This window comes from Trichocoleus sp. DQ-U1 (assembly GCF_039961925.1).
Classification (GTDB): domain Bacteria; phylum Cyanobacteriota; class Cyanobacteriia; order Cyanobacteriales; family FACHB-T130; genus FACHB-T130.
This window is the reverse complement of the sequence record NZ_JAMPKB010000117.1, coordinates 1-11,899: the sequence shown is the minus strand read 5'-3', so window position 1 is coordinate 11,899 and position 11,899 is coordinate 1. Positions and strand designations below refer to the sequence as shown.

Below are 11,899 nucleotides of genomic sequence, written 5' to 3'. Positions count from 1 at the left end.
ATCGACGCCGTCGGACGGCAAAGAGGCGCAGGCATCGGCGGTGGGAACGACGAACGGGAACAAACCCTCAACCAGCTCTTGACAGAAATGGACGGGTTTGAAGGCAATACCGGGATTATTATTATTGCCGCAACCAACCGTCCCGATGTTCTGGATTCGGCGCTGTTGCGTCCGGGACGTTTTGACCGACAAGTGATGGTGGATGCACCGGATCTCAAAGGACGCCTTGCGGTTCTGGAAGTTCATGCGCGGAATAAGAAAATTGCCCCCGAAGTCTCGCTGGAAAACATTGCTCGTCGAACTCCAGGCTTTACAGGTGCTGACTTAGCGAACCTGCTCAACGAAGCTGCCATTTTGACTGCCAGACGGCGGAAAGATGCGGTTACAGAGCTAGAAATCAACGACGCCGTTGACCGGGTGGTAGCGGGGATGGAAGGCACGCCGCTGGTGGATAGCAAGAACAAGCGATTAATTGCCTATCACGAAATCGGTCATGCCGTGATCGGCACCCTGTTACCCGGTCACGACGCGGTGCAGAAAGTCACCCTTGTACCACGGGGTCAAGCACGAGGACTGACCTGGTATACTCCGGGTGAAGAGCAGGGTTTGTTTTCACGATCGCAGCTGCTGGCTCGAATTACCGGAATCTTGGGTGGACGTGCAGCGGAAGAAGTCATTTTTGGCGACGATGAAGTGACAACGGGTGCTTGGAATGACTTAGAGAAAGTGACATCGCTGGCGCGGCAGATGGTCACGCGCTTTGGAATGTCCGATTTGGGGCCGCTGTCGTTGGAAACTCCGAATGGGGAAGTATTCTTAGGGCGCGATTGGGGGAGCCGTAGCGAGTATTCTGAAGAAATAGCGACTCGCATTGATACTCAAGTCAGAACAATTGTTGAGCATTGTTATAAGGAAGCTTGTCGGCTGATTTTGGAAAACCGAGTCTTAGTAGACTATCTGGTGGATCTTTTGTTAGACCAAGAAACGATTGAGGGCGATCGCTTTCGTCAAATTGTAACTGAACGTGCCCAAGTGCCTAAAAAAGAGGTAGCACTTCCTTAATTACCTTAATTAAAAGTGCTTGTTCTTTAAACAGAACACTTCTATAAAAGAACTCGTTTTCTTGAAAAAAACGGGTTCTTTTATTGCTAAGATTTGAACCTGCCAATCTTCGGGGCGTTCCTGTATAACGTTTCTCAGTTGAGTGCAGTATATTGCGGTTTCTAACAAGTAGGGACATGGCATTGCCATGTCCCTACTGATGTATTGCACCCAGTCCTTGAATTGCTTTTGTCTTAGGTAAGAAGGATTGAGCCTAAGAAAATGTTGTCACGTCGATCAATAATCAATCGTTCGTTGCCCCTGACGTTTCCACCACGATGTCTGACTTCTAGACGGTTGAAGCAAACGTTGCCCAACTTGCCGAACATTACCGGGTTGTTGAGCATACATTGCTTTAAGAACCTGAGCCGGATCTACATAGTTATCGCCATACTTTAATCCCCAGTGGAGATGAGGACCAGTAGTGCGGCCAGTCATCCCTACCCGACCAATCCGGGCACCTGCTGGCACTTGTTGCCCTTCCCAAACTACAAGACCCCCGCTGCGATCGATGAAATAACGACCGCCATTGGCGGTTTCCACGCTCCCTTTCATGTGACAGTAGACGTGACGCCACGCACCGGACTCCACAGTAATTGAGGTGCCGCAAAGTCTATCTTGTGAGACTTTCACGACTTTCCCTGCCCACCAGTTACGAATGTAACTTCCTTCAGGTGCAGCAATGTCTAAGCCCCGATGGAATTCCAAACCCCCAGAACCAGAAGGAGAGCGACGGTAGCCAAATGCAGAAGTATAGCCTTGAAAATTTTCAACTGGGAAAGATGCCCCTTGCCAACTATTGCCAGTTAATGCCGAACTTGCTCTAACTTCCAATGCCTCAACTGATTTTGGCTGTAATTCTACTGCTGGCATTAACCAAGCTAAAGGCAGCCCTAATAAAAATAGAAATCGTCTTGGATGGAGAAAGCGGTTTTGAAGGTTTTGTGGTACGGACCCTTGCTGCATTGCTTTACTCTTCGTTTGCCCGAATTAAGATCGATAACCGAGAACTGTGGTGCTTATCTACGCAGCCAATTAACCGAAAGATGTTACTTTAGATTGCTGCCGTGTCAAGTTTGACAGTCAAGCCTTTAGCTGGGGTCTGTCTCTGGGTGGAAATTGTCGGCACCTCACAACTTTTTTAGGCAGTGAGGAACAACCTATATTTACAGATTCTTGACTTTTGTTAAAATCCCTGAAGAGTAACTACTATAGTGTTGTAAAACCCATGCTGATTGAAATTCTACCGTTTAGATTCGAGCTAAATGCGACCGCGATCGCAGGTGCAGGTCTATGGTCGCTGGCTTTATATCTCGGTTGCTCTCCGGTCAGCGAATGGGTGATGGAGCAAATTAATCGCTGGTTTAACTTTGCTGAGCGATCGCTCTACACTTCACAAGAAGAATTTGACAGAACTCGCAAGGGTAGAGAAGCTCAAAATGCCTTTTATGCTTCTATTTTCAGCATTGTGCCTTTTTTCTTAATTGGCGCGATTTGCAATTATGGGGTAGAACTTGGCTTAGGGCGCAGCTGGGCAATCAGTATGGGAATGCTTGCTTGTGTCGGTTGCGGGATCTACGAACTGGGGCGTCGTAGCGCTTAGTCGTAGCGCTTAAAGATTAAGCATTTTGCATTTCTAACTCCTCACAGACTAGCTTTGCCAGTTTTTGGGCAGCACCCGCTTCACCTCGAATGCTGCGGAGGCGATCGCGCATTTCCTGCAATTTTTCAGGATGATTTAAATAGTCCAAAGCAAATTCTGCAACTTCTGCTGCTTGGAGTTTACCGAGTAATTCTGGAACTACCTGCGTTTTTGCCCAAATATTGGGCCAAGCATATAAATGACCTTTTCGCATGACTTGTTGCATGATGATCCAGTTGATTGCTTTGGCAAAACTAGAACCGAAGACTGGCAAATTTGCTAGTAATCCAGGCAGCCCATCCCAGCTTCGCATCGCATCCAGTTGTTGAGTCGGTAATAATACAATCATCGGGACGGCTAGGGCAGCAAGTTCAGCAGTATTAGCTCCCACCGTGGTAAAACAAAGAGAACATTCGGAGAATAAGTCATAAGCTGGCGATCGCGTCCAAAGTTCTATTCGCACTCCCGCTGCTGTTTTTAAATACGGAAGTTCTGGCGGATTGGGAGTCATGAGTTCTGCTGTTGCGCCTTTGACTAACTCAATCACTGGATTTTGCTTGGGATCGGCAAATCGAGCTAAAGTTTTTAGATCCAAAGTAGGCGCGACGGGAATCGCAAAGCGGATTTGGGGACGGACAGCATGCAGATATTCTGCGATCGCCAAACACAAAGGCACTCCTTGAGCAAGTTTTGCTGGTTTCGACCCAGGCAATAACCCAATCGTTTCACCAGAATAGATTGCCTCTGAAATTTCTAATTTTTTATTTTTAGTGTTTAACTCTCCCGCTTCTGTCATTAAATCCCCGACAACCGTGAACTTGTAGGCATATTTCTTGGGAATGCGGGCGACGAGTTCCGGTTTCATGACGCCAAATCGGTCAATCAAACTGTGCCAACGGGCGTCCCACTCCGCATAAATAACTGTGCGATAACCCAAGCGTCTGCCAATGACGACGGGAAAGATTTGATCTCCACCGAGAAACAGAACCACACCGCGATCGCACCAATCCCAGTTTTCCGCCGTCTTTCCCCACAGCAAGAACTCCCAAAACTTCTCTGCCCCCTGTACTCGGTCTATTTCCGGGTAAGACTGGGCAATTTCCGCTTCTTTGCCACTCGCGTTGGGACAAGGAGACAGAACTACCGAGATCCGCACTGCCGAACGGTCATCCCCTAGTTGTTCCCGTAAAGCCTTTACCACAGGACGTACCCAGGTCGCTAACTCCCCAGGGCCATTTGAAAGAATTAAGATGTCCGATATTGGCATTCCCCGCCTCCCCAAAACTTAATACTTATTTGCAGAAAAATGAGTATGCACTTTCAAATTTGTCAATAAATATAAAAAAATGTTGCAAAGTTTTTATCGAATTGTGTCAGATAATGCCCAAACCCCGCACTGGGTAAGCATTTTTTGGTAAAAACACTTCATAAGCCAATCAATCATCAGAACCCAGAATTCAGAAAGATGAGCGATCGCCTCAGACTTCTGTATCTTTAATTCTGCCTTCTTAAATAAGAGAACACGTTATCATTTGGAGCCTACGCGAATGTTCACTCACGTCAAGTCCACCATTCGCCACATTGCCCCGGACAACCTGCGGGGGCGATCGCTACTCAAGGTGGTCTATGTCGTGCTAGAGCCGCAGTACCAGAGTGCCCTCTCAGGAGCGGTTCGCTCAATTAACGAGAACCATCCCGGCTTAGCCATCGAAATTAGCGGCTATCTGCTTGAAGAATTGCGCGACCCTGAAAACTACGAGGGTTTTAAGCGAGACGTTGCGGGTGCCAATATCTTTATCGCTTCCCTGATTTTTATTGAAGACTTAGCCGATAAAGTTGTTGCGGCAGTAGAACCCCACCGCGACGCGCTTGATGTCGCTGTTGTCTTTCCATCGATGCCGCAAGTGATGCGCCTGAACAAAATGGGCAGCTTCTCGATGGCGCAACTGGGGCAATCCAAGAGTGCGATCGCCCAATTCATGCGGAAGCGCAAAGAAAAATCCGGTAGCGGCTTCCAGGATGGGATGCTGAAGCTGCTGCAAACTTTGCCCAAAGTTCTGAAATACCTGCCAATGGACAAAGCGCAGGATGCTCGGAACTTCATGCTCAGCTTCCAATATTGGCTAGGCGGTTCCTCAGAAAACCTAGAGAACTTTCTGCTGATGCTGGCGGATAGATACGTTCTCAAGGGTGTAGAGACGCGCCGTGGCTCGTCTTTCCAATACAAAGACCCCGTCACCTATGTTGATATGGGGATCTGGCACCCCTTGGCACCCCAGATGTTTGAGGATGTCAAAGAATATTTCAACTGGTACAACAGCCGCAACGATATTTCTACCGATCTCAAAGATCCCCTGGCTCCCTGTGTCGGCTTAGTGCTGCAACGCACTCACCTCGTCACTGGCGACGATGCCCATTATGTAGCGATGGTGCAGGAACTCGAAGCAATGGGCGCACGGGTAATTCCCGTCTTTGCTTCCGGTTTAGATTTTTCTAAGCCAGTTGAGGCTTTCTTCCTCCAAGGAAACCAGACAATCGTGGATACAGTCGTATCCCTAACCGGATTTGCCCTGGTCGGGGGTCCTGCTAGACAAGATCATCCCAAGGCAATTGACACGCTTAAACGCCTGAATCGCCCCTATATGGTGGCACTACCGCTGGTATTCCAAACAACGGAAGAGTGGGAAAATAGCGATTTAGGGCTGCATCCGGTGCAAGTGGCGTTGCAAATTGCCATTCCCGAACTGGATGGAGCAATTGAGCCAATTATCCTTTCTGGAAGGGATGGAGCAACTGGGAAAGCGATCGCCCTTCAAGATCGAATAGAAGCGATCGCGCAACGCGCCTTAAAATGGGCAAACCTGCGCCGCAAGCCAAAACTCCAAAAGAAAGTTGCTATCACCGTCTTCAGTTTCCCACCGGACAAGGGTAACGTCGGAACTGCTGCTTATCTGGATGTATTTGGTTCCATCTACGAGGTGATGAAAGCCCTCAAGCAGAACGGCTACGACCTCCCAGAACTGCCAGAGTCAGCGATGGCGTTGATGCAAGAAGTCATCCACGATGCGCAAGCGCAGTACAGCACTCCGGAACTGAATATCGCCTATCGGATGTCAGTTCCGGAGTATGAAGACTTAACGCCTTACTCTCAACGGCTAGAAGAAAACTGGGGCAAACCACCCGGACATCTCAACAGCGACGGGCAGAATTTATTAATCTTCGGCAAACACTTCGGCAACGTCTTTATCGGTGTCCAGCCAACCTTTGGCTACGAAGGCGATCCGATGCGGTTGCTATTCTCCCGTTCTGCTAGTCCCCATCACGGCTTTGCCGCTTATTACACCTATCTAGAGCGAATTTGGAAAGCCGACGCCGTGCTGCATTTCGGCACGCATGGCTCGCTGGAATTCATGCCCGGTAAGCAGATGGGGATGTCTAACGAATGTTACCCCGATAACTTGATTGGGAATACTCCCAATCTCTACTACTACGCGGCAAATAACCCCAGCGAAGCTACCATTGCTAAGCGCCGCAGCTACGCCGAAACAATCTCCTACTTAACTCCCCCGGCAGAAAATGCTGGCCTCTACAAGGGTTTGCAAGAATTGAGCGAGTTAATCGGTTCTTACCAAACCCTCAAAGATACGGGACGCGGCATCCAGATTGTTAACACGATCGTAGATAAGTCCCGCATGGTGAATCTGGATAAAGATATCACCCTGCCAGAGAAAGACGCCAAGGAGATGACCAGCGAGGAACGGGACACCCTGGTCGGTTTGGTGTACCGACGACTGATGGAAATTGAGTCGCGGCTATTGCCTTGTGGCTTGCACGTCGTTGGGAAACCGCCAAGTGCAGAAGAAGCGATCGCGACCTTGGTCAATATCGCCAGTCTCGACCGCAACGAAGAAGAAATTCTTAGTCTTCCCCGCATCATCGCCAACAGCATCGGACGCGACATTGACGACATCTATAAGAACAACGACAAAGGCATCTTAGAAGATGTCCAACTGTTGCAAGACATCACCCTTGCCACTCGTGCCGCTGTTTCCGCCCTCGTCAAAGAACAAACTGACGCCGATGGTCGCGTTTCCCTCGTTTCTAAGCTCAACTTCTTCAACATGGGCAAGAAGGAACCTTGGATCGAGTCCCTGCATAAAGCAGGCTATGCGAAAGTTGACCCAGAAGCGATTAAGCCTCTATTTGAGTATTTGGAATTCTGCCTCCAACAAGTTTGTGCCGATAACGAACTGGGTGCCTTACTCAAAGGCTTAGAAGGCGAATACATCCTTCCGGGGCCAGGTGGCGATCCTATCCGCAACCCGGATGTCCTGCCTACAGGCAAAAACATCCACGCCCTCGACCCCCAATCTATCCCCACCGCAGCCGCAGTCAAATCCGCCAAAGTCGTTGTAGACCGACTGCTAGAACGGCAACGGGCGGAAACAGGTGCCTATCCCGAAACCATTGCCTGCGTTCTCTGGGGAACCGACAACATCAAAACCTACGGTGAATCTCTCGCCCAAATTATGTGGATGGTCGGCGTTAAACCCGTGCCAGATGCTTTGGGACGAGTCAACAAACTGGAACTGATTCCCCTGGCTGAACTCGGACGCCCCCGCGTTGATGTGGTCATCAATTGTTCTGGTGTCTTCCGCGACTTGTTCATCAACCAGATGAACCTACTCGACCAAGCTGTGAAGATGGCAGCAGAAGCCGATGAACCCCTATCGATGAACTTTGTCCGCAAACACGCCTTACTACAGGCGGAGGAAATGGGCATCAACCTGCGTCAAGCGGCAACTCGCGTTTTCTCTAATGCCTCTGGTTCTTATTCTTCTAATATCAACCTGGCAGTAGAAAACAGCACTTGGGAAAGCGAATCTGAGTTACAAGATATGTACCTCAGCCGCAAATCCTTTGCCTTCACTTCCGATAGCCCAGGCACAATGGAACAGTCGCGTCAGATTTTTGAAGCAACACTGAAAACTGCTGAAGTGACGTTCCAAAATCTCGACTCTTCCGAGATTAGCCTCACGGATGTTTCCCACTACTTCGACTCCGATCCCACGAAGGTTGTCGCCACTCTGCGCGGCGATGGCAAAACGCCAGCATCCTACATTGCTGACACCACCACTGCCAACGCCCAAGTCCGTACCCTCTCCGAAACCGTCCGCTTAGATGCCCGTACCAAACTACTCAATCCTAAGTGGTACGAAGGGATGCTAAGTCACGGGTACGAAGGTGTCCGCGAACTCTCGAAGCGCTTAGTAAATACGATGGGTTGGTCTGCAACCGCTGGTGCTGTCGATAACTGGATTTACGAGGATACAAATACCACGTTTATCCAAGATGAAGAGATGCGGAAGCGGTTGATGAACCTCAATCCTCACTCTTTCCGCAAAGTTGTCGCAACCTTACTCGAAGTAAATGGTCGCGGTTACTGGGAAACCAGCGAAAGCAACTTGCAAATGCTACGCGAATTGTATCAGGAGGTCGAAGACCGGATTGAAGGGATTGAGTAAACCGCTCCCTTAAAATTGCACAACCAAATGTAGAGACGCGAAATTTCGCGTCTCTACATTTTCATGCCAGAGAATTTAGCTTTTTGTACAGTTTTAATACTACTCTAATAGATTCATTTATTGCTTTTCCAACCTAGTTGTTCAATACAACGCTCTAAAGCTACACTCACTGAACCACGACCAGCACTAATCTTGAAACCGCCTTTACCATTGTTGATAACTACTGTTTCTTGCCAACATTCGCCAGTTTTTGACCAATCAATCTTAGCTAGTTCGTCCACTTTATCCAGAACGAAATAGTTTTTTTCGCTGTTGTAAGTGTAGTAGAGTAAGCAACCTAGGATTTCTAAGCCCACACTAATACCTAAAATATTGCTGTCTCTAAACTCAGTAACTTCTTGCCACTTCAACTTTTCTTGTGTTGCTAAGTACTGGGTTTGCGGGTAAGTTGCAAAAAAGTGATTTAAGCAATCACTTAAAACTTCAGCTTGAGCTTTAACAAGTTCCTCAGTATTAATCTCCGAAAGCTTGTTATTTGTATTGCCTGTAAAAGCACAACTAACTAATTTAGAAATGTAATTAATTGTGTATATGTGTCCTGTTCTAGACCCAGGTGTGGATTTAATTTTTTGGGTTTTATTGCGGAAAATATCTACTTTTTCAGTAACTTCCTTAGCGATTGCATCTCTACCAAAGCCAGCATAAGCTACCAAAAGTGATTTAGCAATTGGATAGGTTTGAGCCATATCACAGAAATCAGTTTGGCACTGTTCAAAGTCACCTTCAAGCACCAAATTTACTGCAAAGGTGGCTTCGTTAATTAAATCACGATCGTCATCTTCCGATTCAATTAATTCTGTAATTGCCTTCTTTCTATGTTGCCCATCGGTAATTTCTAATGCAGTATTATTCGGGATAAATACAACATATAAATCGCCCCATATCCTTTGATACTGAATGCGGTTTGGAGCTACGTTAGCAGTAATTGGCCCTAGAATCCATTTATTGTTAGAGTCAGCGCGTTCAATGATGTAGTCTTTAATCCCTTCAACGTGTTTCTCATTGACGGGGCGATTTTTCCCAGAAGAGGGATCGTTGCTGTCCTCAGCAACGCTTCTAGATCTCAACAAAGTAGGAATTTCAGTAGCATGAACGTTAATTTGAAGCATTAACCGTTCGCCATGTTGCGCTCCCACCGCTAAAAAAGTTTGGCCTTTCCGGTATCCCATAACCATGATTGGTTGGATGCTCTGCTGGATAGCTTGGGTAAGTTCCGAGTTCACTAGATCAGCATTTCCCTTAAAACTGTCTTCTACTTGAACCGGATTGTTTGCTTGAGAAATCATCTGGTGTGGAGTCCTAGTGGTACATAGGAGCAATTTTAGCATAGTCGGAAAGTGTGACAAACTAATCAAATTCATTTTTTCTTATTTTATAGCTTGTCACACTCGCTGGCAGATGTTATAAATAGTCAGTACACCTAAACCACAGAGAAATCTCTATGGCAAATAATTTAGCTAGCCTCGCTATTACCGCTATGCAGCATCCTCAAGGACTGAAAATTCTTGAGTTGGTCAGTAATATGGATGTTGCAACTGTCGCACTAGACGAAAAGCCTGCCAAACCAGAGTTACCACGCATGGTTGAACTTCAGGCGCATGGAGTGGATGCCAACGATCCTCAGTTACAAAAAGTGGCTATAGAATATTCAAAGCATTTGCCAATGGCAGTAGATGCTTGGCTTGCATGGGCAAAATATACCCAAATTGCATATCCAACTCTTTCCTTAGTCAGAGCCATTCAGCGAAATTGGCATCTCTAAACTGAAGACGGGTCAACAAGTCAACAAAGCAATTGCTGCTATCCTTCCTTAAGCATTCTCCGCTAGAAGCAATTGCTCGATTTTTTATAGGGCTAAAAAGTGCATCTACTGTTCGCCGGGTGAAACATCGCATCTATTTGCCCGAAAAAGCGATCGCGTCTAGATTTCCCCTAGCGCGATCGCATCCATCTCGCCCAAAATGCGATCGCTTCTCTTTCTCATGCCAAAATCGGAGCAGCTTAATTACCTCTGTTACTGATGAAACGGTTTTTTATTTTTCGTCACGCGGTAATAGCATCCGTACTGGCTGTAGCAATATTGGCTTGCAACGCCAAAACCACTCCCTTATCCAGGGCAAATACACCCAGTTCAGATGCTTCTCCCTCCATTAGCAAAGATGCAAATGGCTTAGTTCAGATTCAGCCGCTACCCGTCGATGCGAAGTTTCAGAACCAGTGGACACCTGAACTGGAAAAAGAGTTTAAGCAAAGAGCAAATGAGGTTATTCAATACTACACAGGTAAAAAATATAACAACAACAGTGGGGAAAACGAAAAGCAAACTTATCCTCTCGCCATGTTTGACTTTTTAGCTGGCAACCGAGAGAAAGCGATCGCTTTTTTAGAAAAGGAAGACAAACAAGCCAAAGATAACGCCCACACTAACGGTATTGACTATTACTATTCTTTTACCCTTAAAGGCCAAATTAGAAAATATTTTTTCTTTAGCAAATTCCTAGATTCTGCCTACAAACAACGGATGTTTGATGGGGCAAAAAAATGGACAAAGCAAGATCCGAATGGTCGCCCCCACCCAATTTACGGGAGAGGTCGTGGCGGTGATGGTTGGGGGCCAGATGTGCGTGGTAGCTGGGTGGATGGGCGCAATACCGATAATCTTAGAGCGATGCGCGAGATATCGGTTTATCTAATGGCGGAAGAAACGGGTAATGAAGAGGTGCGCCAGTTATACAAAAAGAAAATTCAGCGATATGTCTGGGCACTTTATCACATCGGGATGGGCGAGTGGGATTCAGAAAATTACCACGGTCATACTCTTGCTGCGTACCTTAACCTGTATGATTTTGCGAAAGATCCGGAAGTCAAACAACTTGGTAAAGCTGCTCTTGATTGGCTTTGTGCTGCGGGGGCAGTGAAGTATTATTATGGCGGTTTTGGAGGGCCAACGAAGCGAGATTATAACAAAAGTAATGTTGTTTATGGTTCATCTGCGGCTCGTTTGCTGTGGCTATATTTTGGGGATAATTCGCTGCCTAATCCTAAACCAGAACACGACTCAATTCACGTCATTACTAGCACTTATCGTCCTCCACTCGCGGTTGTTGCATTAGCTCGTAAGCAGTTTAAGAAGCCGATTGAATTACTCGCTACAAAACCAGTTTATGAAAATTGGAAACCTGGAGGAGAAGACCAACCGGGTTATTGGGAAACCATATTCTTCGGTAATACTTATCAGCTAGGTAGCGTAGCCGGTAAGTTTAGCGATGGTGATGTTGGCCCTTTCAAGCTAATGGCTGAAAATTCTAAACGAGGAGTTGATTATTTTGCCGTTAACACGGGCAACGACAGAATGAACTCAGGCAAAAATCCAGGCGATCAAATAGGGCAATACCGCAACTTGGCACTTTGGCTACGACCTGCTTCTGATAAATCCTTTTTCTTTCAGCTACCTAAAATAGCGAAATTAGAAATAGAAGACAAGCTTTGGTTTATTAAATTAGAAAAAACTTGGTTAGCCATTCATCCAATTAATCTTAATTCTTCTACTACTGAAGTTAAAATTCAAGAT

At 46.9% G+C, this 11,899-nt stretch carries 8 protein-coding genes; 5 read left to right on the top strand and 3 right to left on the bottom strand.

The genetic code is table 11. The features are described 5' to 3' along the window. Positions 1 to 1,062: AAA family ATPase (locus NDI34_RS26135; RefSeq protein ID WP_348234284.1), on the top strand; the 1,062-nt coding region annotated here is incomplete at its 5' end. A gap of 276 nt (positions 1,063 to 1,338) precedes the next feature. On the opposite strand, the gene NDI34_RS26130 is transcribed toward NDI34_RS26135, so the two are convergent. Continuing rightward, the gene (locus tag NDI34_RS26130) at positions 1,339 to 1,974 is read right to left on the bottom strand and encodes a M23 family metallopeptidase (RefSeq protein WP_347275884.1); all 636 of its coding nucleotides are present in this window, start codon (positions 1,972 to 1,974) and stop codon (positions 1,339 to 1,341) included. A 355-nt stretch (positions 1,975 to 2,329) separates the two neighbouring features. Between NDI34_RS26130 and NDI34_RS26125 the strand changes: the two genes are divergently transcribed. After that, positions 2,330 to 2,704, top strand: coding sequence for a hypothetical protein (locus tag NDI34_RS26125; RefSeq protein WP_348234283.1), 375 nt, complete (start codon positions 2,330 to 2,332; stop codon positions 2,702 to 2,704). A gap of 16 nt (positions 2,705 to 2,720) precedes the next feature. On the opposite strand, the gene NDI34_RS26120 is transcribed toward NDI34_RS26125, so the two are convergent. Then, positions 2,721 to 4,010, bottom strand: coding sequence for a lipid-A-disaccharide synthase (locus NDI34_RS26120; RefSeq protein WP_348234282.1), 1,290 nt, complete (start codon positions 4,008 to 4,010; stop codon positions 2,721 to 2,723). Positions 4,011 to 4,290: 280 nt separating this feature from the next. Between NDI34_RS26120 and NDI34_RS26115 the strand changes: the two genes are divergently transcribed. Then, complete coding sequence (locus tag NDI34_RS26115; protein ID WP_348234281.1) at positions 4,291 to 8,268, top strand: magnesium chelatase subunit H; 3,978 nt, start codon at positions 4,291 to 4,293, stop codon at positions 8,266 to 8,268. Between the two features lie 113 nt (positions 8,269 to 8,381). Here NDI34_RS26115 and NDI34_RS26110 read toward each other — a convergent pair whose 3' ends face one another. Then, a complete protein-coding gene (locus tag NDI34_RS26110; protein WP_348234280.1) occupies positions 8,382 to 9,614 on the bottom strand; it encodes a DNA sulfur modification protein DndB in 1,233 nt (410 codons plus the stop codon). Between the two features lie 155 nt (positions 9,615 to 9,769). Between NDI34_RS26110 and NDI34_RS26105 the strand changes: the two genes are divergently transcribed. Both NDI34_RS26105 and NDI34_RS26100 read left to right on the top strand, forming a co-directional pair. Then, the gene (locus NDI34_RS26105; protein WP_348234279.1) at positions 9,770 to 10,090 is read left to right on the top strand and encodes a hypothetical protein; all 321 of its coding nucleotides are present in this window, start codon (positions 9,770 to 9,772) and stop codon (positions 10,088 to 10,090) included. A 258-nt stretch (positions 10,091 to 10,348) separates the two neighbouring features. Further along, a partial coding sequence (locus tag NDI34_RS26100; protein ID WP_348234278.1) for a hypothetical protein occupies positions 10,349 to 11,899 on the top strand: 1,551 nt, incomplete at its 3' end.